Here is a 23405-nt window from a genome sequence, read left to right as displayed (position 1 = left end):
GAAAACGAATGTGGTAATGCCAAGGCTCACCAATAGGCCAAATAGACAAATGACGTCCAGGTAGTTGTGTATCTTCTTTTCCAACCGAATGCTTTATTCCATTAGACCTCCCCCGCGAACCCTCCTTTCTTACGGCAGCTCGAGCAACGTGGGGCACTGAACACAAATCACAGTCACCAACTAAACGGTAGCGACGTTTTTCTAGTTACCGAAATAACCGCCTGCAGTGAGAATCGATTGACCCATAACCCATTGACCAGCAAAACATGCCAGGATCATGACTGTTCCTAGAATGTAGGTCCCGATGCGAGATCCCTTTCGCATGCGGTGTGCATCAGGCTTTCTACCGGAACGCCAGAAGAGGAAGAGAACAACAAAAACAATGAGCATGGCCATCTGCATTGGAATCCCGTTGCCAGAGCGATCAAACCTTCCATCGTAGGGCATTCTCGTATCCCACGGGACGTGAGTGAAAACAAACCCTGCGATACCCACAGAAAGCAATGCGACAATCACGCAAAGTAAGTCTATATATTTACAGGCTTTCCTTCCCAGCCGCAGATCTTCATCCGTGAAATCATCCTCTGCTCCTGAATTCCCCTTTGCACTATTCTCACCATCATCTACCCCCACAGCGGCGTTCCCGTTCCTTGCTCTACAAGTTCATTTCCCACGAATTTTACGCTTTCTACGATAGCCCCGGCGTGGGCTCCGCCGTACGCTGCCATGCTGTGGGTCATCCATCCTGGATTGGGACTTAGTTCTGAGGCACCTGGGAAGCGCGTGAGCGCCGCGCCACCCATGCCGTCATAAAACATCTCCGCGGCTCCGTAACCCTTACCACGAATCGCATGATCTACGGAGCCGCCAACCAGCGAACCTCCCGCGCCGACACCGTATTGAACGAAAGATGAGAACCGACCTGACAGCGGTGCGGCTAGATACCCGGCTTGGGAGCCGATTGCGCCGCTGACGAATCCACCCGTCGCAGCTCCAATGGCTCCCCCGAGAGTCCACTTGTCATCCGGGGATCTTTGGAGGTGGTACATGCCCGTGTTCCCGATGCTGCCTGATATTCCATTGGTCAGTGCCGCTCTGCCCATCTGCTGGGCCGACAACTGTGAAAGATAGCTTCCTGCACCGGTACTGACGCGAGACACCCCCGAGGTCACTGCCGTTCCGACACGTGAGCCTACAGCCGATGTCGCAGACCCGGCTCTGGCCGCGCCCGACGCTACCGCCGATCCTGCACGGCCCAAGGCCGGCAGCACCTGCGTAGTCACCGCCGTACCTGCCCGGCCGAGACCAGCCGTCACAGCGCTGCTGACCTTCCCGGCCAACGGCCCAGCAACCACACCAACAGCACCCGTCAACGCCACCTGACCCCAGTTCACAGACCCCGTCGTAGCTTTCTGGATAACCGTGTCCAAGCCCGCGCCGACCAATGCCAGGCCGACGGGCCCACCAACACCGGTAGCCATCAAAACACCACCAGCAATCACCATCGCACCACCAGCCAAATACTCCCAGTTGTCTCCGAGCCAGTCCCCGGTCGCTGCGAGGGCGCCCCAGGAGGAGCCGTCGTAGGCTTTCAGGTCAGCATCGGTCAGGGGACGCAGGCCGGTGGGGTCGGTGGTGTTGAGGGGGTTGTTTCCGGCGTAGGAGTAGGGGTTGCCGTCCCAGCCCGCGCCAAGGACGGGGGCGAGGGGGTCGGTGGAGAGGAATCCCCGGGTGACCGGGTCGTAAGCGCGCTTGCCGAGCCATTTGAGTCCGACGATGTCGATCCCGGCACCAGCGGTCAGGGCAATACCGGCCGGCTCCGGGTCCGGGCTCTGTGGTCGAATTACGACGGCGACACGAACCGTGCCGCTTTCACCGACGCGCCGGAGCTACTATCACCTAAATACGCCGCGTGCCGGGTCAGCAGTTTGGCGATACCCGTGCCAAATTTGCCGAAGTAGAAGCGGCCCACGCCCAAGTCACCGAGAAGGAGGGCCAATAGGCATGGAGTTAGAAATGACTGTCTGGACCACTGACATGGGAAATTTGCTGACTTCCGGTTGACTGCTAGCCTGCCGGGCCTTGCCAACCGAAGTCGGTTGGCGTCTTGGCGCGCACGTCAGGCGTGACGTTCACTCACAACCACCATCAACGATGACTACCGCGTTCTGTCGCGCTTGTTTATGTAAAATTGCCAGCCTCGCGCAGGATTGTTATGGCCAACATCACCTGAAAGGAAATGAGCACAAAGATTGTTGCTGGTCCCGAAATATAGCGCAGTTTGCGCGCTTTTTCACGAGGGCGATTCTCACTAAACACTCGTTCCGTTGCCCAAAATAGGAAAAGACCAACGACAGGTAGAGCAAGAGCAAAAGGTATTGGTATATGCTTCCCATAATAGATGATCCCGGTATCAATGGGAACATTCACAACGACAAATATCGAAACACCAAGGCAAATAATAAAGCCGACAATACAAATTACGTCTATATAGACGCATGTCTTTTTCGACTTCCAGGCAATTTCACTTACTAATTCCCGCTGCGGAACATCGCTCCTCAATTTGGGATCTACCGGATCATTCACCACGGCCCCTCCCAGCTCATTAAACGTCGATACCAACAAGCCTAAGACTTGCGTCCCCAGCTACTCCGGTCAAAGCACAGCTCACACCTCACAACGCGCCCAGCCCTACCAGGTGCAATCACTAGTGACCGCACAGCGGCAGGCCGCGTCCTGGTTGATGCCGGAAACCAGCACTCCACCGATGACGCCGTAGCTTGGCCAGAAACGTAGGGCCAAGCAGTGAGCTATTTCCCGAAAGCATGTCCTGTCCACCAGGACCATCATCCATTGCAACCTCCGTCCAGCCCCTTGTCCGAGCGCCCACCTATCGTCGTTCACCAGCAGTCAATGTCAGTCCAATCAATAATCCCAGAGGGCACCCCGTCCATAGTGCGCCCCCAGTCAACGCAGCCACCGGAATGACATGGGAAAGCCCAGCGAAGGCTAAACTTCCTAAGACGATCGCGGCACCAAACGATAGCGCGGCGGCAATATTTGATTTCCAATATGTTACGCAACCAACAGCTATGGCACAGAGGATAAGAACAATAAAGTTAGCAACCCATACAGATATTCCGAACTCTTCCGTTCTGTTGACGCACAGGATCAGCATAAGAATTCCCGGAACCACAACCCCAGTCCAATAATACCACTCCGGAATGGCCCGGACACTTAGGGTTTTATTACCTGATTCATTCTTCTTCATCTATTTTGGCCACATCTCATCCGTGTAAAAGTTTGCACCGGTTCCTATCCCTCCATTAGCAGCCTCAGTGAACACATTGCCCCAGTTGAAGTACTTTATCGGGGAAGGTGTATTTGGTCCGATAAGATCCCCGTAACCCTGCGGAATTTTGCCACGCAGCGATGCCAGAGTGGAAGACCCTGTACCCGCCATCACAGATGACACTCCGGACTTTAGCGGGTCGAAGGCTTCCCCGTTCACACCACTCTTCACCATTTCGCCTGCGAATCCAGCGCCGATATTGATGCCAAGGGTCGAACCATACTGGAGGCTCTTGGTGGCAGCATGGCCCGCTGCAGGGCCAAGGGCCCCGCTGATAACGTTTGTGGCGGCGCCTCCGGCAACGCTCCCTAACAGTCCTTGGGCCGTCCAAGGACCTCCTTTCTGAACGCGCTCGCGGAGGTAATCTATCGCCCCAACTACACTGCCTGACGCCCCGCTCCCGACCATGTCTTTCATCACACCTGCACCGAATCTCCGCGCGATGACGGCGGCATTTCCTGTCCCACGGGTCAGTGTCGAAGTCGCGTTTGAAGCCATGCTTCGCGCAGCCTGCTGTGCCACCACTTTCCCAACAATATGCGAAGCAGTTTTAGTAATGGCAACCCCGACTCCGCCGCCGATTATGCCGAGGCCGCCGGAGATGGCTGCTTGGCCCCAGTTGACTTGGCCGGTGGTTGCTTTTTGGATGACTACGTCGGCGCCGAAGCTCATCAGTCCCATGCCCGCGACTTGGCCGCCGGGGACGAACATCAGCACGGCCCCGCCGACCACAGCGGCCCCTCCGACGACGTATTCCCAGTTGTCTCCGAGCCAGTCGCCTGTGGCGGCGATGGCGCCGCGGGAGGACCCGTCGTAGGCTTTCAGGTCGGCGTCGGTCAGGGGTTTCAGGCCGGTGGGGTCAGAAGTGTTGAGTGGGTTGTTCCCGGCGTAGGAGTAGGGGTTCCCGTCCCAGCCCGCGCCCAGGACGGGGGCGAGGGGGTCGGTGGAGAGGAAGCCCCGGGTGGTGGGGTCGTAGGCGCGTTTGCCGAGCCATTCAAGTCCGGCGATGTCGATCCCGCCACCGGCGGTCAGAGTAATCCCGGCGGGTAACACACCACCCAAACCCGCATTAGCAGCTGTGGGGCTGCCCGGGTGTGGGGTGGTGGGGGTTCCGAGGACGGCCCAGGGGTCGTGCTGATCGGTCGGGCGCGCGGCACGCCACCCGGGCGCGGTCCACGCCTCCCCGATGCCGGTGACCCCGCCGGGCAGGGACAACACCTGGGTCGTCTCTATACCGGCGAGGGTCGGCACGGGTGCGGCGGTGTCCCACCACAACGGTGTCCCGTCCACGGTGGCGAGTTCACCGAGCGCGTCGACGTGGAGCCGGTGCCGGTTTCGTTCGGCCCCGTCCCGATCCTTTTCGATGGTGCCGGTGAGGTAGCCGGTGGGGCCCCAGGCGTATTCGGTCCAGGACCCGTCCGGGTCGATCACCCGGACCCGCCTGCCCAACCCGTCATACACATACTCGGTGACCGAACCATCAGGTTCCGTGACAGCGAGAAGCTGGCCCGCGGCGTCGTACGTGTAGGTTCGCGACCCGGTGGGGGTGGTTTCGCGGAGCAGCCGCCCACCGGCGTCGTACTCCCACCCCACCACCGAACCCGACGCCTCCGAGTCAGTCACAGTGGTGGTGGCGGAGGTCAGTTGCCCGGCGGTGTCGTACCCGTACCGGGTCACGACCCCGCCCCGGGACAGTCCGGTGATCCGGCCGCCGTCCTCACGGCCGATGAGCGTCACATCAGCAGCACCCGGGTTATCGACCTGGGTGCGGGTGTGCTCGACCAGGCTCCCTCCCCGGTATACCCATTCCTGGGTGTAGTTCCCGGCGGTGGCGGTGGTGATCCGCCCGGAGGGGTCGTGGGTGAAGGCCGCGTCCCCGAGCAACGGGTTCGACACGGCCGTGACCCTCCCTGCGGGGTTGCGGGTGTAGCGGGTGGTGGTGCCGGTGGGGTCGGTGAAGGCGGTGCGGTTCCCGTCACCGTCGTACTCCCATGACAGCGTCCCGTTCCCGTTGCCGTTCCCGTTGGACTTTCGGGTGAGGAGTCCGCGGCGGTCAAAGCACAGTTCGTGCTCCACCGCGTACCCCGCCCCACCGGTGTGGTCGGTGATGACCACCCGACGGCCGGCAAGGTCGCGGGTGATGGCGGCGATCAGGGCACCGTCCACCGAGGTGGAGGCTTCCCGGCCCGCGGTGTCGTAGGCCCAGGTGGTGGTGTGCCCGTCCGGGTCCGTTTGGGAGAGTTGCCGCCCGGCCGGGTCGTAGGTGGCGGTGGTGACCCTCCCGAGCGGGTCCGTGACCGTGTCGACCTGGTCCGTGGCCGTGTAGGTGCGGGTGGTCACCCCACCCACAGGGTCGGTGATGCGGGTGAGGCGGCCGCGGGTGTCGTACTCGAACCGGGTCCTGCCACCCACCCCGTTCGTCGTGGACACCAGTTCCCCGGCGAGGTTGTATTCGAAGCGGCGGGTCCCGTACCAGGAATCCTGGGCGAAGCTCAGCCGCCCGACCTTGTCGTACCCGTACCGGGCCGTGCCCTCCCCCGGAGTATGCTTCGCGGTCAACCGCCCACACGCGTCGTAGGCGAAGGTTTCGACCTCACCGGTGGGCAGTCTCCTCGCCGTGAGGCGCTGGTCCGGGTCGTAGGACAGTTCCGTGACCGCCCCGACCGGGTCAATACTGCGGAACGGCCGGCCGCAATGGTCGTACTCGAACCAGGTCACCGCCCCGACGGTGAGGTGATCGAGGTGATCTTCCCCGCAACGTCGCGGCCCAGGACCGTCAACCCGCCCTCACCATCAACCAACTCGACAGGGTTCCCCGCCGCGTCATAGCTGACCAGCTCCGCGGACCCATCCACGGCCTCGATTTTCGTGGGGCGACCGTACTCATCAAAACTGTAAGTGTTCGTGCTGAACGCGTCCGTCAGGGACGCCGTCCCGCTGGACCGGTCCGTGACCGCCCCGGTCCGGACACCGGTCGGATCCACCACGGCGGTCAGGGCACCGACCGTGTCGTACTCCCGCACCCAGTCATGCCCGCCCGGGTCCGTGATACCCACCAGCCGGGAGAGGTTGTCATGGGTGAACCCCCACGACGCCCCGTCCGGCAACACCGCGCCGGTGAGGTTACCCAGCTCATCAACCACCCGCTCGATACTGCGGCCCATCGGGTCCGTGGTGCGGGCCAAATCACCGTTGGGGGCGTACTCGAACACCGTCCGGCCCCCATCCGGGGCAACCATTACGGTGGTCCGGCCCGCGGTGTCGTGCTCGAACGCCCACACCGCCCCGTCCGGATCCACCCGACGCACCAACACCCCGGCAGCGTCGTAACTGAACCGGGTCTCGGCCCCCGACGGGCTCAACGCCGTCACCGGACGACCCGCCCGGTCCCGCACAATCCTCGCGGTGTCACCTGCGGCGTTGGACGTTCCGGTCAGGTCCCCGAACCCGTCGTACTCAAAACCAATAGTGACCCCGACCGGGTCCGTGACCTGGGTCAGGAGCCCGTCCCGCCACTGAAGCTCGGTCCGGCCACCCAACGGGTCCACCACCACCGACGGGTCCCGGGACAGGTCATCGGCGTACTCATAGGCCACGACGGCACCGGAGGCGGTGACCAAGGTGGTGATACGGTCCTGTTCGTCCCACCCATAGCTCAGGTCCGCGCCCTCCGGAGTCACGGTGCGGATCTTCCGTCCGCGGGCGTCGTAACCGTGGACCGTGACCGCACCGTCACGCTCAGTCAAAGACACCAGATTCGAATGCGCGTCATAAGCCATGGACTGGCGCCGGTCCTCCGCATCCAACACTCCCACCAGACGGCCCTTCGCATCGGCGACCCACGAGTTGGACCGGGACCCGTCCTCATCGGAGACCACCGTGACCCGGCCCGGTAAATACGCGAACCTCGTCCGCCGCCCATGCTGAGTGACCTGCAAAACCACCCGGCCGGCCTCGTCATATGTGTTCTCGGCCTCCACCACACCCGCAGCAGAAACCACCGAGGCGATCAGGCCCTGCTCGTTCCACCGATACGTGCGGGTGCCGGTCTCCGTGCCGACGGTGACCAGGCGGCCCTCGGCGTCGTACCCGTACTGGACCCGGCGCCCATCCGAACCCCGCACCACCGCGACCACACCATCGGCATAGTCGATCTCCAGGAACCGGCCCCGGACATGCACCAACCGGTGCACCACACCCGGCCCGCCGCCGTCGACCGTACTCTCCGTATCGGGTGCAGCCGCGGCTTCGCGGTCATCCACGCCGGCGGGATCCATAACATCGGACGCCACAGCATCGGATACGGTCCCTGAGGGAGCACTGCGGTGGGCGGAGATGGTCCGGCCGGGTCCTGCCCCGGTCCCGAGCCAGACCCCGGCGGTGGTGTAAGCCCACCAGCCGCCCTGGTTATCGGTCACGACCAACACCTCAGTGACACCCTCCGGGACGGAGGTCAGTTCCGCCAGGAACGGTTCCGTGACCGGGTGGCGGGCGAGCCAGTAATTCTCGCCGACCGCGCGGGCCCAACCCGCACCCTCGCGGGGGAAGTCCACCGCACGGCCGTCAGCCAGCACCCAACGGCAGCCCTCATCGGACAGGACCAGGTGCTGATCCAGCACCGAGGCCCACCCCGGACCAAACACCCCAACAGTGTCCAGGCCGGAACCGAGGGAGTTATACATCCGGGTGAGAACCAGGTCAGTGCTGGCCCCGGCGAACCCGAGATCTGTTTCGGGTTCAATGAAGTTACCCGTGGCCGTGTTCACCGGATCATTCGCATACCCGGACGAGGGCATCGCCCCGGCCGCGGTGGGCGGGTCAATGACCAGCCCGGTCCGGTTCGCCGAAACCCCGGCCGCGGCCAGTGCCTCGTTCACCGCCGCGTCCGAGAGGGTCGAGACCGCGCCCTCGCTGCCGGCGGCAGCGAACGCGTCCGCGACCACCACCGCCCACGCCGCGTCCGCCTCGTTCAACCGCAAATACTCCCGGAACGCGGTCACCACACCAGCAGCGTCGATCCGGCCCCACCCGCACCGGTCCGCGAACGAAGACAACTCCGACTCCAAGGACCCCGGCACCGACGCGATCCCGTCATCCAGGCCACGCGAACCAGCAGCGAAACTCCGCAACGACTCCGGACGGGCCGAGGACGTCCCGCCCCCGTACCCGCCACCCGGGCCCGGGGCCTCCCGCGCCCCCGACGCCGGGGCTTCCGAAGGGAACGACGGCGCACTGCCCGGCTCCATATTCGGCCGCGCTTCCTCACCCCAAAGGTTGTCCCAGCCCTCTTCAAGCCAGTTCCGGTTGTTATGCCGCCGCACCCACTCGTTGTTCTCCCGGCGCCGGTCATCCTCGTCCCGCGCCTCGGAAATCATGGTCCCCACATACCCGGCCACCGTCCGTAACGCCGCGGCCAGGGACTCCGCGTCCCGGGACGCCGTAGCCGCGTTCGCCGCGAACACCTCCGAGAAATGTCCCCGGAAATCCTCCCCCGCCCCGGTCACCAACGGGGTCCGCGAACCCGAATGCTCCTGGACCCGCGACGCTGCGGACTCAAAAGCACCCTTCACCGACTCGGCAACCCCATACACAAACCGGCCACCATGGCCAGCATCGGAATCCGGCAACAACGGCATCTCAACGAACTCGGTCACAACCACAGCCCCCCACAGAACAAGAACGCGAACAAAACCCAACAACCCACACAAACCCGCACCACAACCACGCGGGACGAACCGGCACCACCAGACCACAGCGGAACGGCCGGGCAACCACACCGCACTAAAGCGGCACGATCACCCGGCCCTCACACTCACAGCAAAAAAAGAATCAGGCCCCGCCACCGGCAGAGAAAATATCCTGCGAAATCTTCTGCAACTGACCCCGCAACTGCTCCAGCTCCTCCTTGGCCTTATCCAACGCAGCCTTCGTCTCCGGCCACGTCGAACCACGGAACTCAGCAGCCAACGGCCCATCCCACACATTCGGATCCGACAACAACCGACCCTGGGCATCCAACGCCGAAATCTGATCCGTAAACCCACCAGTAATAATCGACTGCACCTGACCGATAGCAGCCTTGGCTTGCTCAGTAGACAACACACGCGACATAGAACTTTCCTCCCAATAAGAACAATCGCAACACCCAAACCAAAACCAGCCCAGGCAACCAAACACCCACAAACTACCAACACCACCGAATAAATCCAACAAACAGACAAATAAAGTTTGAAAAAACCTACCTCGTTCGTGACCTGCGGTGGTACCCGCGCGGTGGGATTAGTCCATTCGTGCGCGCAACCTTATGATACTCAAGGCACCGTGAACGGAAAGAGGGGGACGATCCATGCCCAGGCAGGCTAGTTTTAACCAGTACAACCCGGGGCGTCGTATCCCCTCGGGCCGCGCTCTGGGCATCGCCCTGATAGCACTGGGACTGATCGCGACCACGTCGTGCACGCAGACTCCCGAACCAGAGCCGGTGTCCAACCCGGTCAAGCTCCTGCAGAGCGTTCGTGTGGGCCTGTCCCCGGCCGCCGGAGTGCAGAAGATTGAAGGCACCACCATCTCCGTGTCCGCTGCGGGTGACTCCTCGGCGGAAAACACCACCTATGACACCGCCCAGGTAGTGGGCGAACTCCCGGTTCGCGTGAGCCTCCAGTACCGCGCCGGCGAGAAATCAGGTTCCGACCTCGCCGAGTTGAAAGGCCACACCGGCCCGGTGGAGATCAACCTGACACTTGAGAACCTCACCGTCAAACCACAGACCATCCAGTACGACGCCGCCGGCCAGGCCCGCTCTGACACCGCCCTGGTAGGCGCCCCGCTGACAATCGCTGCGTCCACCAAGCTCCCGGGCATCCGGGCGGACGACGTAACACCCGGCTCGGCCGACGGCACTACAGGTACCAACGGAGTCCTGAGCAGCACTGAAGACGGCGCCACCGTTGTCCAGTGGGCCACTGTCCTGGCTCCCCCGCGTTCCGGCGCCAGCACCACGTTGCGCCTCGCCGCCGACGTGAAGGACTTCCAGGTTCCCGAATTCGACGTCGCAGTCCAGCCTGGCCTCAATACAGACCTCAGTGCCAACGGTGTGCTCGCCAGCGCCTTCTCATCCGGAACCGGTTCGGAGATGGAGCTGCAGCGCCGCACGATTTCGCTGGTATCTGATGTCAACACCGTCCTGGCGAAAGCCGGATCCACCATCACCGATGTCCGCCGGAACCTGCAGGCAACCTCGCAGACTCTCGGCGCGAAGACGGCCGGTGAACTGCGGGACAACTCCCAGGCCCTTGCCGCGACGATGTCGGACCTGAAGCAGCAGCTGCAGGTTCTCGGCTCTGATTTGGAGTCTTCAACCACTGCCACCCAGTCCACCACCATGTCGCAGTTGAAACTGACGGTCTCCGCCGTGGACGCGATGCTGGGCGACACTTCCGCGACACCGCCGGTCACCCCCATCACCGGTGACGGCTGCACCGCCGAGGTGGCCAAGGCTGCGCCGGCAGCCACCGTTTACTCCAGCGTTCTCACCATGTCCTCACAGCTGGACGCCTACGCTAAGGTCAGCGCGAGTTGCCGTGACACGGTTGCCGGTGCACTCAAGGCGACCATGGGACCCGAGAACCCTACCCCTGCAGAGTGTGCTGAGCAGGGTTCAATGACCTGCTCCCTCTACGGTTCCGCCGTAACCGTCACCGGAGCGCTTCTGGGCCTCGTGCAGGAAGGCGACAAACTGGTGTCCGGCCTTCAGCCGCAGGTGGTGGAAGGTGCCATCAAAGATCAGGCGACATCCGCCGTCGCACTTGAAAAAGTGCGCACGGACCTCAGTGCCATGCTGGACGGCTCCGGGACCTCGGAGGACTACAGCAAAGCACTCGCTGCCCTGGACACAGCCATCAAGTCGGCGGCCAACTCTGCAACCGCGACCCGCAAAGCAGCCACCGCAGCGCAAAACAGTGTTGCCACTCTCCGGCAGAAACTCCTCGCCATCGCTGCCAATGCCAAGGCAGCAAAGGGCGAACTCGGTCAGGGAACCTGGCTGAACGGCTCCATGATGCAGCAAAACCAGAAATTGGCCGACGAGCTCTGCAAGTTGTCCGACGACGGTCTCATCCCGGGCAAGGGCAAGCTGTCCGCCAAGGATGTTGACCGGCTGCGTTCCTACCTGACATCAGTGCCGTGCGAACCGACTGATGAAGACGGCAACCCCTCACCCGCGCTGAATCCGCCGCCGGGCTTCAAGGAGCCTTTGGACGTGCGGCTCGAAGGTCAGTCAGCTGCCTGGGACGAAGTCCTTGCAGCCACCGACACGGCTGCCGCCGACCAGGCAATCGGCCAGGCCTTCACGACTCTGGAAAAGACATTCGACGACGCCGACACCAAACTGGAAGCGATCAAGACCGCCGTCAAGACGCTCGACGGCGCCGCAACAGGAACCGTCAACGGCACCAAAAAGGGACTTGAGGCGCTCGATGCTGCACTGGCTGACGCGATTGACTCCTCCGGCACAGTGACCACGGCACTCACGAAGTTGAAAGAGCAGCAGGACACGCTGGGCGAAAAGATCAAGGAATCACTCCGCGACGTTTCGGCCGAAACCGCTGCCGAGGTCTACAAAACCGTGGACGAACAAGTGAGGCAGGTGGCCGACATCGGCGATGCCAGCTCTGAATCGGTGACCACAGCCTTCAACCGGTCCATCTCCGGGCTCAAGTCCACCTCGGATGATGTTGTCAAGGACGCCGAGGGAACTGTCAACAAGCAGCGTGACGAACTCCTGGGGCAGAGCGGTGACCTGACTGCCGCGCTGTCCAAGAGCACACAGTCCTCACTGGACAACATCGCATCCAGCACGTCCGGCTCCACCCGCGACGTCGAAGGTGCCAGCGCCCTTCTCGCCTCCAGCCTCAACAAAGTGATGTTGGACCTTGGTGACCGGGCGGTCAATGGCTCGGGCCTGCTCGGCTCGATGGCCACCAGCGCGGCAAAAGCGGACACTGCGGACTTCCAGTTGGCCCTTGCCTCACAGAATGCCGAAGGCTACGCCAACATCCGTTCCCGGGACGTTGCAGGACTCCTGTTGCGCCAGGCCCAGTTCAAGGCCTCGCTCACCGCGGTGGATGAATTGCCGCCCTTCCAACTCGAGGTGCCGGCCGGTGCGACGTCTCAGACGCTTTACACGCTGAAGATCGGTGGTGCAGCATGAGCCCCCGCGCACGTCTCATCGCCCTGATTGCTGCGGGAGCCGCCGTCGTGATTGCCGCAGCGGCAGTCCTGGTGATGACGCTGAACCGCCCCACGGAAGCTCCCCGGCCCGATCCTGTAGCGGCAACAGTTCCTGTTGCCCTGAAAGCTGACGGCCTGCCGGCGGACTTTTCGATCGGCGTCGTCATGACATTCGGCCAGTCCGGTGAGCCCGGCACCGAATACAACCGCGCAGCACAGGGTGCCGTGGTGGCAGCGCAGCGTTTCGCCCAAGGCGGGGCGACAGTCGCCCTGCCGACCCAGAATGACCAAGGCACCGAAGACGGCGCCCGTGCCGCAGTCGGCGCCCTTGCCGAGCAGGGTGTGTCCGGCGTCGTTGTGGCAAGCACTGGGCCTCAGGCACTGGCCGCCGCGAAGGCAGCCGAGGAGCGTAACCTCCCGGTCATCCTGCCCTACGCCGAAGCCTCGGAACCGACTCAGACCACGTGGACCACGGGACCGACGGCGGCCTCTGTCCAGGCAGCATTGGGGACCGTACTTGCCGGCAAGAGCCGGGTGCTGCTGGTCAGCGACGGCGGTCAGGCCCCCGCATCCGTGACGGTGTCTGACACCCTTGCGCTCGAGGGTTTCCCCGAGGTAGCCGACCTTGCCCAGGAAGCAGCCATCCGTACGGGCGACCAGCTTCGACCTCCGGCCAAGGACGCGCCGGCGGATGCTGAAGGCACGCGGATTGCCAACCCTGCCGACGCTGTTGTTGTGTCGGCGGCAACGCCGCAGCGCCTGGCGCGACTGGTCCAAGCCCTCCAGTCACGCGACGTTTCCGTTCCGCTGGTACTTCCCGACGGCGCCATCACCCCCGCGTTCGCAGCCTCGCTCTCGGAACTGGACGGCACCGCTTCAGGACAACTTGTCAGCGTCGCCCCGGCGACCGGCGATGCAATCGCGCTTCAGCAGGACGCCCAAGGGCGGGGCATGTCCGCCTTCCTCTCCGGCATCAGATTGGCTGGAGGGAGTCCGGAAATCAAGAACCTGACGGACGATACTCCCTTCTCCGCCGATGCCTGGGCCGCGGACGCCCGAAGCCATGACGCCGTGGTGGCCCTGGTCCGGGCAGCTGCACTGGCCGGGAGCAAGGAACCGTCCAAGGTCGCAGCGTCGCTGCTCACCCTGTCCTTCGGCCCCGGGGAAGGCCTCGCCGGTCCGCCGCTGGACTTCTCGCAATCCCAGGCACTGACCGCTGATGTGATTCCCGTCTTCGCGTCCCCTCAGGACCTCGGTCTTCGTCCGGCAGACGAAAATGCTCCACGGCTCGTCTGGGTACCGGCACCAGCCAGCCCTTAACAACCCTTTCTGTCCCCACGCCTGAGGGGAACAGTTCCACTACAGGAGGAGCGCCCGGTGCGTGTGCTGATCGACCTGGACGATCGTCGTTTCGAGTGCGAGGTTGCCCATGCTGCGCCCGCCACCACGTTGTCCGACCTAGTGGAAACCGCCGGCGGACCCCGTGTTGCCCCTGAGGAACCTGTGTTCGTCAACGAAACAGAGGTTCGTGGCGCCACTCCACTGTCCGAGCTGATTCTGCTGGAAGGCAGCCGCATCTCACGCGCACCGTGGCCCGCGCCGCACCGTGTCCGTGGTTGGAGCCTGACCCTGGCCGGCGGTCAGCGTACGGGCGGGGTGGTGGATGTTCCGGAAGGCCGTGACATGCTCATCGGCAGGTCACCCCATGCCGATCTCAGCCTCCCTACCGAAAGCGCGTCATGGGATCACTTCCGCCTTCGCCGCGAAGAGGAGGGGCTCCGGGTGGTGGATGGCGGTTCCACCAACGGCACCTTGGTCAACGGGGAACCTGTTGGCGAGGACGGGGTTTTGGTCACTCAAACGGCCACCATCACGGCAGGTGGCACGGTCCTTCTCCTCCGTCCCGCCTTGGATGAGACCCCTGCTCCCGCGCCAGGCAGCCTGCACAACCTGACCCCGGCAGCCACTGCTCCCTTTAACAGGCCACCGCGCCCCGGCCGCGCACCCGCCGGGGATCCTCTGGTCCCGCCGAGCCGCAAGGACGTTCCGCCAGCCAACAAGTTCAGTTACATCACGGTGCTGGCGCCGCTGGTCATGGCCGTTGCGATGGTGATGATCCTGAGGGACATGCGCTTCGCGATGTTCGCCATGCTCAGTCCGGTGATGGCGGTGGGCATGTGGTTCGAGCAAAAGCGCCGCCATGCCCGGGGCCTTAAGGAAGAAGCAGAGCGCTTCGACGGAGCGCTCAAGGAGTTTGAGCAACAGATCCGCACAGCCGCCGAGGTGGAAACCGCCCGCCGGCACAAGATGGTCCCCGATCCCGCTACGGTGGTCCGCCGTCCGGCACTTCCGGCGACATCACTGTGGCAGCGCCGTGCTGACTCGGACGACTTCCTGGTCCTGCATGCGGGCACGGGTGACGTGCCGTGGAAGCCCGAGGTTGACCGTGCTGCGGGCTCGCGCCCGGACGAAAAAGTCAAGGAAACCCTCACGGCAGCCCGTCTCCTGGCAGCCCCCGTGCTGGTGGACCTGACCGACGCCGGCGTAGTAGGCATTGTTGGCTCGCGAGAAGGCGCCATGGCGTTGGCCCGTTCACTGGTAGCCCAGGCCGCGGTGCATGTCGGTCCGGCAGATCTGACGATCGGCGTTTTCTGCGACGCCGGCCGGGCCGATGAATGGGAATGGGCCTCCTGGCTCCCCCACACACGCCAAACCGGCAGCAGCACGGGCGATCGCTGGATGTCCGCGCACCGTGAGACCAGCCTGGCCATGCTGCGCATGCTGAAGGACTCCGTGGAGGAATTGCCCACCCCAGCGCTCATGGTGGTCCTCGATTCCGACGTACTGACAGAGGGAAGGGACGCCCCTGCCCGCGCCTTGCTCGGCATGGGGCGTTCCGTTCCTGGTGGCCATATCAACCCGCAGCAGCGGCCACCCCGAGTGGCTGGCATCGTCATAGCCACGTCAGAGGAACAACTGCCGGCGTCCTGCACCACCATCATCAGGGTTGGGACGGATGCTGCAGCCACCGTTGACCAGCCTGAGGACCTGACCCGTGTGGAGGACGTCATCCTGGCGGGCCTCGACCACGAAGAAGCCCTGCGCTGCGCCACACGACTGGCACACTTCGATGATCCTGAGCTCAGCGTTCCCGGGGCTTCCTTGCCCGCCCTGGTACGGATGCCGGGCCTGCTTGGCTACGAGCGCCCTGATGCAGCGACGATCCGACGCCTGTGGCAGGCCCCCACCGGCGTTTCCACACCGATAGGCACCGGCGAAAACGGGCCACTCACCCTGGACCTGGTCAAGGACGGACCGCACGGCTTGGTAGGCGGCACCACTGGCTCCGGAAAGTCCGAATTCCTGCGTTCCCTGGTAGCTGGCCTCGCAGCCCGCAACGATCCAACCCGATTGAACTTCATTCTGGTGGACTTCAAGGGAGGGGCAGCATTCAAGGCCTGTGAGCGCCTCCCGCACACCATCGGAACCATCTCCAACCTGGACGAACAACTGGCTGACAGGGCCCTGATCGCCCTGGAAGCAGAGATGGAGCGCCGCCAGCGGGTTTTCGCAGAGGCAGGCGAGGGAATCGACAACCTCAATGCCTACTTGGCCACGAACCCCGCCGAGCCGATGCCGCGCTTGCTGCTGGTGGTCGATGAGTTCGCCATGCTGGCCAAGGACTTTCCGGACGTGCTCACCGCCCTCGTCAGCATTGGCGCCGTTGGCCGCACCTTGGGAGTGCACATGATCCTGGCAACGCAGCGCCCCGCCGGTGTGGTGAGCGATGACATTCTCGCCAATACCAACCTTCGAGTGGCGTTGCGCGTCCAGAGCCGCGACGACTCCAACAACGTTATTGGGGTCCCAGCCGCCTCAGCGATCGGCAGGGCCCAGATGGGCCGCGCCTTTGTGAAACTCGGCCAGGACGACATCACGCCCGTCCAGACCGCGCTGGTCACCGGACAGGCACAGCTCGACGGCGGTCCCGCCGTCGATGTTCGCGACATCCGGCAGTTCGGTGTCCCCGCCCCGCGCCGGTACTTCCACGGTCCGCTGCAATGGACGAAAACGATCTGGATCTCCTTATCGACGCCGTTGTGGATGCCAATGCCGAGGCCGGATACGCCCCTCCGCGGCAGGTCTGGCCGGAGGCGCTGGGCGAGCGGGTGGAGTTGGAAGGATTCTTGGCGGAGGGGTCTCCCGAGGAGGCCTCTCCAGCCGGCCGTCCAGCGGTCGGAAGCGTACAGGCGTCCACCGTCCTGGTGACCCTGCTGGACGAGCCTGACTTGCAGCGTCAGTCTGCCGCCGGATGGGATCTGTCGGTGGGCAACCTGATGCTGATGGGCGTGGCGGGCTCAGGTACCAGCACAACCTTGGCGTCCATCGCGCTGACGCTTGCGAAGAATTCAGATCCGGCCGACCTGGATCTGATGATTCTGGACATGGGTTCCGGTGACCTTGAGATGCTCAAGCGCCTGCCGCACACCGTGGCATATGTGGGAACCGGCGCCGGCGCCAAGGAGCAACAAGCGCGTTTCCTGCGGCATCTGAACACCGAATTGGAAAGTCGCAGGGCAGCACCAGGTACGCATCGCCGCACGGTGGTCCTGCTCGACGGCCTGGCATCACTGCGCGATGAATTCCAGGACTTCGAAGGGCAGCAACTCCTGGGCCTGCTGTACCGGGCCTATGCCGACGGACCGGCCCTGGGACTCTCCTTCGCCGTGACCACGACCCGTGCAAAAGCAGTTCCGTCTGTGATGAATGAAGTAACGCTGCAGAAGTGGCTCTTCCGGCTCGCCGACACCTACGACTACTCGTCGCTCGGGGTGCGGGCAAAACATGTCCCGGCCGCCCTCCCCGGACGTTGCGTGGATCCGCGGACCTCCCTGCAGATGCACGTTGCTACTCCCGGCATCGGGTTGGAAGCCGCTGTGGACCGTGTCCGCCAAGGCTGGGGAGATGCGCCTGCCAAGACCACGGCGATCAGGAGCCTGCCCACCAACGTCACCATGGCGGATCTGGGCGTGAAGCCACAACTCGAGACCGAGCCGTGGCACATCCCCGTGGGAATCCGCGAAACAGACCTCTCACCGGCCTTCCTGGAAATTTATGAGGGCGAGCACGCCCTGATTGCCGGGCCGGCCCGTTCAGGTAAATCCACCGTGCTCCTGGCTCTGGCCGAGGCTGTCCGTGGCGTACCCACCTCCCGGGGCCCGGCCCAGGTCTGGGGAATCTGCGACCGCCGCTCCCCATTGGCCACCGCCGCTCTGGACCGGATAGCCGTAGGCACAGACGAAGTGCCTGCGTTGTTGGCTTCACTGCGGATCGAGCGCGGCCCGGTGTTCCTCTTGATCGATGACGCCGAACGCTTCGAGGACACCGATCAGTCCATTGCGGGGATCGTAGCCTCCGGGCCGCCGGGACTCTGCATTATTGCCTCAGGGCGGGCCGCTGACCTCCGTGGGCTGTACAGTCACTGGACCAAGTCCATCCGAAAGTCCCGTCTGGGCGTCGTGCTCCAGCCCGACGTCAATTACGACGGCGAGCTGCTGGGTGCCACGCTTCCGCGGAAGGCACCCGTGGCGCTCACCGCCGGACGCGGATACCTCGGTGTGGGCGGACAGATGTCACTGATCCAGTCCCTGAGCCCCGGGAGCTAACCCAACAGCAGACACTTTGCAGGGGTCCGCGGGACGGGCCCGGACATCAGATCGACAGCTTTGGAGAGTACGGACATGCAATTGGCACAAACGGGTCAGGCGTTGGGCGCGTCCTACCGCTTTGGGGAGCGGGTGGGCTCAGGGGCTGTGGGCGAAGTCTGGACCGTCACGTCCACAGACGGCCGCACCCTGGCGGCCAAAGTCCTGCGCCCGGAGCATGCCGATGACCCCTCCTTGGTAGAGCGGTTCGTCCGCGAGCGCTCCGTGCTGCTTGGTCTGCAGGATTCAAGCATCGTCACGGTACGGGACATGGTGGTTGAGGGTGAACGGCTGGCCATCGTCATGGACTACATCGCGGGCGGCTCGCTGCGCGACGTCGTCAAGGACGCAGGCCCGATGCCCTCCGAAGAAGCAGTGAAAGTTGCCGCCGAAATCTTCGATGCCCTCGCGTTCGCCCACTCGCGGGGCGTGACGCACCGTGACATCAAGCCGGACAATGTGCTCCTGGCCCGCCCGTGGTCCGAGTGTGAAAGCGGCGACGTGCGTGTGTCCGACTTTGGCATTTCCGACGTCGTGGGCGAGAAAATCCGCCAGACGACAGGCCTGATCGGCACTCCGCAGTACATGCCTCCCGAACTCATCAGCCAAGGCCGGTCCGGGCCCGCCGGAGATGTCTATTCCACGGGAGTCCTGCTCTACGAACTCCTTGCCGGCCGCACGCCGTTCGCGGGTCCGGGGACGGACTTCAGCGTTGCTTACCGCCATGTCTCTTCGCGACCGCCCCGTATTCCGGTGGATGATGCTTTGTGGAGCGTCCTGGATCGGCTGTTGTCCAAAGACCCCAACCAACGACCAACGGCCGCTGAGGCTGCGTCGACCCTCCGACGCCTGGCGCCCGGTCTTGCGGGCAAGCCCGCTCTCCTCCGGGGGACAGCGCCCGAAGAGTTCGACGACGTCGAACGTCCCGCTACCGTCGTCCGCGGCGCCTTTACCGATGACGAACTCGCAGCCTTTGCAGCGGTCCCACCTTCCGGCGTCGATGCTGTGGCTCCGGACCTGGGGCAGGCCGGCAGCGCTACCATTGCACGCCCCATGCCGCGCCGCGAGGTCCGTCACCAAGCGGAGGAAAGGGCAGAGGAAAAAGACTCGACCCCGTTTTGGCGGACACGCAAAGCGCTGCTTCTGGCCGCTGGCGCTGTTTTCCTGATCGTGGCCATGGTGGTGGGTTTTATCCTCCTGTCCCCCGCCACCCAGCAGGCAGCACCCACGCCTCCCGGACAACAGCTGTCAGCGCAACTGCAGGACCCTGCCCTGCCGACAGGCCTCGCCATTTCGCGGAGTGCAACGTACGAGCCTTCGTCCGGCCAGGTTCGATTGACGGTGTCCTACTCGGCTCAGAAAGCGCCGTTGTCCGGTGAATTCCTTGAGGTCATCCCCGGACTTGCCGATGGCGATGCCTGCCCGGCTGTGACGTGGGATGGTGGCGCTGTGAGCCGTAACCAGGCTTCCATCACCGGCCTTGACGTTGAGTGCGGCTGGAAGGTGTCCGGGATGGAGATTGCCGCCGGCGGATCTGTACAACTGACCGCCAAGGTACCTGTGCAGCCCGCGGACCAGAAAGCAATCGATGCCTGGCTCCGCAGCGGATCGGCCGCAACCACGGCCGCCACGCAGAACCCTGCCGTCAAAGGCACCGCGTACCCGGTACAACGCCTCAAGGGTGTGGAGGTCCGCACCCCTGCCCGCGTTGTCACGCCCAGTCCCCTGAAAATCACGCTGGTTCCAGTGTGGGCAGGCGGCGCCGATGAACTCAATCCCCTCTACGTCAGCCCGGCCTCGGGTAAGCCATCGCAGATGCTCGACGCAGTCACCGGCGGTGAAAAGGGAGTGCGGTTCGCCGACGGTTGTGGCGGGGCGTTGGCAGTGGACAGCTCAGGACTCACCGTCACTGCTCTGCAGATCACGCCGCAATGCACGGTCCGGGCCAGCGTGGGAAACTTCACCGAGCTCAAGTCAGCCCCCTTCGGCATCACGTCCCGGGAGAACTCGGGCGAGTAGCTCCGTCTTCGCCTCCACCGAGGGGCCGGATCTCACCCCTTTCACGCGCTCAAAGGGGCGAGAGCTAACCCTTCGACGAAGCCAGGAGTAGATTGGCCCCGGATGCCACAAGACACCATCGGAACCAGCACGGACCGCGGAGGCAACAATGGCCGGGACCACCAAAAGAACCAGCAGAAGCACTGACTACGAGTTCGTCACCGTGTGGCGTGTAGCGGGAACCCGCCAGGAAGTCTTGGACATCCTCGGTGACGCCCGGACTCTCAGGCAATGGTGGCCGTCTGTCTATCTCACGGTCACTCCCGTGGCCGACGGCCAACCCGACGGCGTTGGCGCCGCCTTCGACCTTCACACCAAGGGCTGGCTTCCGTATACCCTGCGTTGGCGTCTGACCGTCACAGAGCCCGTGAGCCTCGACGGCTTCGCCCTCACCGCCGCTGGCGATCTTAATGGAACAGGTCGGTGGACTTTTGAAACCGACGGCCCGGAAGTGGTCATCACCTACGATTGGCGGGTCAGCGCAGCCAAACCACTGCTCCGACGCCTGAGCTGGCTCCTCAAACCCGCATTCTCGGCCAACCATCACTGGGCCATGGCGCGCGGCGAGCAGAGCCTCAAACTGGAGCTCCGCCGTCGTCGTTCCACTTCCGCAGCGAAAGTGCCTCAGCCCCCACAAGCAACCTTCGTCCGGCGGGCGAGGGGTTAGCTCTCACCTCTTTCGTCGCTGCCAAAGTGCCGGGATCCCGCCCCTCGGCGCACCTATCCACATAGCCACCCATCCGAGGCCAGGCCGGCGCCGAACTCCCGATAGAATCAAGACGCCGACAATCAAGCAACAAATGAGATCAGGGAGGACCACGTGCGCACATCGCGGACCCGGGCTCCCTTCCATGCTCTGCGGTCGGGCGCCGTCTCCCTTGTGGTGGTTCTCCTCGCAGCAGGTGCCCACATTGTGGGCGGCGGGACGCTTCCCACGGCCCCGGTCCTGTTGGCGCTCGTGGTGCTGACGGCTCTGGTGGCAACACTGGCTACCCGTTTCAAGCTGAACCTCGTCTCCATGGCGGGCCTCTTGGGCGCGGGACAATTGGTGCTTCACGAGGCCTTCACGGCCTTGGGGCCCATCACAGCCACGGGTCCGGCGGCGAACCACCACCTGGGCGGCGGTTCCTTGAGCCCCGGCCTGGACATCGCAGCAGCGCACACCCATGAGCTCGGGACGGCTTTCGGCACCTTGATGCTGGTGGGCCACGTCATCGCTACCTTTGCTTCTGCGATCGTCCTGACCAAGGGTGAAGATGCGCTCTGGCAGTTGGCGGCCTGGCTACGGCCGCTGCTCGCCCTGCCGACCTTGGTGTTCAGGCCCGACGCCGGCGCCTCCCCTGTCGCGGTTGGCGCACCCGACGTCTTCATCCCCCGCCCCTGGCGGAACCTCAGGCAAGACAGCCGACGCGGCCCGCCCGCCGTCGTCGTACTTCCCTAGTTCCGCCCGGCACCAAGGCGACGCAACAGCGCGCCGCAAACGCAAAGACTTTGCATGGTGACGGGCCTTCAACCCGTACCCCCGCGCCGCCTCAGCCGGCGCCCCCGAAAGGCAATCCCATGAACAAGTCCGCCCTCCGTCGCACCCTTTCCGCTACCGCCGTCGCCGGTGGAACCGCCGCCCTGATGATGGCAGGTCTGGCCGGAGCCTCTGCCCACGTTTCTGCCGACCCGAACAAGACCGCTGCCAACTCGTACGCTTTGGTCACCTTCGGCATCCCCCACGGTTGCGACACGTCCGGCACCACAAAAGTTGCCATTTCACTCCCCGAAGAGCTGAATGACGCACAGCCGACCGTCAACCCGAACTGGACCGTGGAGAAGGTCACGGAGACCCTGGCCGAGCCCAAGAAGCTGGATGACGGCACCTCCATCACCAAGCGCACAAGCCAGATTGTGTACACGGCCAAGGCCCCGCTTGACCCTCACCTGCGTGACGCGTTGGTCCTGTCCGTCAAGCTGCCGGATGCAGCCGGCAAGACCCTCTACTTCCCCACGCTGCAGACCTGCGAGCAGGGCCAGACCGATTGGTCCGAGATCGCCAAGGAGGGCCAGGACCCCCACGATCTCAAGGCTCCGGCGCCGTCGGTCACCGTCACGCCCGCAGTTGCGGAAGGTGACCACCACGCTGCAACCGCCGTCTCCACAGAGCAGGCCTCGGCAGTGACCTCCGACGACGGCTCGCAGGCACGAAGCTGGGCCGGTCTGATCGCCGGCATCGCTGGTTTGGGCCTGGGCGGTGCTGCGTTCTTCCGCAGCCGCGCTGCCAAACCCGCAGCGGTCAAGGCTGATTCCTCCAAGTAGTTGCCCCCGGGTTGGCGCCCGGAAGATTACGATCCGGGCGCCAATCCAGGCACTTCGCCGTGGCTCAATTGACTCACGTCACAGCCAGGGCAAGGCTGGTGCCCATGTGGACTCAGCGCATTAAAACCGGACTTGTGACGACGACGGCAGCCGCTTCACTGCTGCTCCTGGCAGCCTGCGGGCCAAGCCCCAGCCCGGCGGAAAGCAGCAGTGCCCCGCCCACTTCTTCAACTCCGTCGGCCTCGTCGACCCCCAGCTCACCTTCGGCAACGGCCACAACGACCCCATCGCCGTCGGCGACGTCGGCTGCTCCGGCAGATGCCACCCTGTGCAAAGCAGCGTCCCTGACAGCTGCTACCGATTCAACCGGCGGCGGAGCAGCAGGCAGCATCTACGAGAAGCTGATCTTGACGAACTCCGGCACCACACCCTGCATCCTGGAGGGCTTCGCAGGTGTCTCACTGACCGCCGATGCCAATGGTGAACCGATCGGCGAGCCGGCAACCCGCGAAACCACCACCCCGGTCACCAAGATCGAACTGGCCGCGGGCAAGTCGGCGTGGGCCGAAATCCGCTACACGCAGGCCGGTAACTACGGCGATTGCACCAAGGTCCCCGCTGCCGGTTTCCGTATCTACCCGCCGAACGACACAGCATCGCTGTTCGTCGCTGAGCCGCATGATGCGTGCAGCAACGCCGGTATCAAGCTCCTGACCATCACCGCATTCCAGGCAGTCTGACACTGTCCCCACGGCGCC

The 23405-nt window shown here is 64.0% G+C and carries 17 protein-coding genes and 1 pseudogene; 9 read left to right on the top strand and 9 right to left on the bottom strand.

Going from position 1 to position 23405, the window contains the following annotated elements; all coding sequences use genetic code 11:
- Nucleotides 1-201 precede the first annotated feature (201 nt).
- From CGK93_RS04130 to CGK93_RS04105, 9 genes and pseudogenes are all read right to left on the bottom strand, one after another.
- Complete coding sequence (locus CGK93_RS04130) at nt 202-633, bottom strand: hypothetical protein (protein ID WP_089593721.1); 432 nt, start codon at nt 631-633, stop codon at nt 202-204.
- Nucleotides 624-1481, bottom strand: a complete 858-nt coding sequence (locus CGK93_RS04125; RefSeq protein ID WP_232481543.1) for a hypothetical protein — start codon at nt 1479-1481, stop codon at nt 624-626. The genes CGK93_RS04130 and CGK93_RS04125 overlap by 10 nt, the downstream gene beginning before the upstream one ends.
- A 195-nt stretch (nt 1482-1676) precedes the next feature.
- Nucleotides 1677-1778: pseudogene (locus tag CGK93_RS23990) on the bottom strand (hypothetical protein); the annotation flags it as partial.
- 65 nt (nt 1779-1843) lie between these two features.
- Nucleotides 1844-1978 (bottom strand): TM2 domain-containing protein, encoded by a 135-nt coding sequence (locus CGK93_RS23985; protein WP_232481627.1) that lies wholly within the window; start codon nt 1976-1978, stop codon nt 1844-1846.
- 203 nt (nt 1979-2181) lie between these two features.
- Nucleotides 2182-2586 (bottom strand): hypothetical protein, encoded by a 405-nt coding sequence (locus tag CGK93_RS23445; protein WP_157731599.1) that lies wholly within the window; start codon nt 2584-2586, stop codon nt 2182-2184.
- A gap of 304 nt (nt 2587-2890) precedes the next feature.
- Nucleotides 2891-3271, bottom strand: coding sequence for a hypothetical protein (locus tag CGK93_RS23440; protein ID WP_157731597.1), 381 nt, complete (start codon nt 3269-3271; stop codon nt 2891-2893).
- Nucleotides 3272-6070, bottom strand: a complete 2799-nt coding sequence (locus CGK93_RS04115; RefSeq protein ID WP_089593719.1) for an RHS repeat-associated core domain-containing protein — start codon at nt 6068-6070, stop codon at nt 3272-3274. It lies immediately after the preceding gene.
- Nucleotides 6067-9006: a DUF6531 domain-containing protein gene (locus tag CGK93_RS04110; RefSeq protein ID WP_157731595.1), complete on the bottom strand. Its 2940-nt coding sequence runs from the start codon at nt 9004-9006 to the stop codon at nt 6067-6069. Before CGK93_RS04110 ends, CGK93_RS04115 begins: the two co-directional genes overlap by 4 nt.
- Before the next feature lie 175 nt (nt 9007-9181).
- A complete protein-coding gene (locus CGK93_RS04105) occupies nt 9182-9463 on the bottom strand; it encodes a pyrophosphorylase (RefSeq protein WP_089593717.1) in 282 nt (93 codons plus the stop codon).
- Nucleotides 9464-9698: 235 nt separating this feature from the next.
- Here CGK93_RS04105 and CGK93_RS04100 point away from each other — a divergent pair, with 235 nt between their 5' ends.
- The 9 genes from CGK93_RS04100 to CGK93_RS23765 all read left to right on the top strand — a co-directional run bounded on the left by CGK93_RS04100 (nt 9699) and on the right by CGK93_RS23765 (nt 23387).
- Complete coding sequence (locus tag CGK93_RS04100) at nt 9699-12560, top strand: hypothetical protein (protein ID WP_089593716.1); 2862 nt, start codon at nt 9699-9701, stop codon at nt 12558-12560.
- Nucleotides 12557-13900 carry a hypothetical protein gene (locus CGK93_RS04095; protein WP_089593715.1) on the top strand — a complete coding sequence of 448 codons (1344 nt, stop codon included), beginning with the start codon at nt 12557-12559 and terminating at the stop codon, nt 13898-13900. Before CGK93_RS04100 ends, CGK93_RS04095 begins: the two co-directional genes overlap by 4 nt.
- 57 nt (nt 13901-13957) lie before the next feature.
- Nucleotides 13958-16849 carry an FtsK/SpoIIIE domain-containing protein gene (locus CGK93_RS04090; protein WP_232481542.1) on the top strand — a complete coding sequence of 964 codons (2892 nt, stop codon included), beginning with the start codon at nt 13958-13960 and terminating at the stop codon, nt 16847-16849.
- The gene (locus CGK93_RS23980; protein WP_232481541.1) at nt 16846-18246 is read left to right on the top strand and encodes an FtsK/SpoIIIE domain-containing protein; all 1401 of its coding nucleotides are present in this window, start codon (nt 16846-16848) and stop codon (nt 18244-18246) included. The genes CGK93_RS04090 and CGK93_RS23980 overlap by 4 nt, the downstream gene beginning before the upstream one ends.
- Nucleotides 18247-18321: 75 nt before the next feature.
- Nucleotides 18322-20304, top strand: coding sequence for a serine/threonine-protein kinase (locus CGK93_RS04085; RefSeq protein WP_089593714.1), 1983 nt, complete (start codon nt 18322-18324; stop codon nt 20302-20304).
- Between the two features lie 148 nt (nt 20305-20452).
- Entirely contained in the window at nt 20453-21010 is a 558-nt protein-coding gene (locus CGK93_RS04080; protein WP_089593713.1) for an SRPBCC family protein, read from the top strand.
- A 153-nt stretch (nt 21011-21163) separates the two neighbouring features.
- The gene (locus tag CGK93_RS04075) at nt 21164-21784 is read left to right on the top strand and encodes a hypothetical protein (protein ID WP_089593712.1); all 621 of its coding nucleotides are present in this window, start codon (nt 21164-21166) and stop codon (nt 21782-21784) included.
- 119 nt (nt 21785-21903) lie between these two features.
- Nucleotides 21904-22647 (top strand): YcnI family copper-binding membrane protein, encoded by a 744-nt coding sequence (locus CGK93_RS04070; protein ID WP_089593711.1) that lies wholly within the window; start codon nt 21904-21906, stop codon nt 22645-22647.
- Nucleotides 22648-22751: 104 nt separating this feature from the next.
- Nucleotides 22752-23387, top strand: a complete 636-nt coding sequence (locus tag CGK93_RS23765) for a DUF4232 domain-containing protein (RefSeq protein WP_198318443.1) — start codon at nt 22752-22754, stop codon at nt 23385-23387.
- Nucleotides 23388-23405 lie beyond the last annotated feature (18 nt).

It is taken from the genome of Arthrobacter sp. YN (assembly GCF_002224285.1).
Lineage (GTDB): Bacteria > Actinomycetota > Actinomycetes > Actinomycetales > Micrococcaceae > Arthrobacter.
This window is presented reverse-complemented; position numbering and strand designations above follow the sequence as displayed.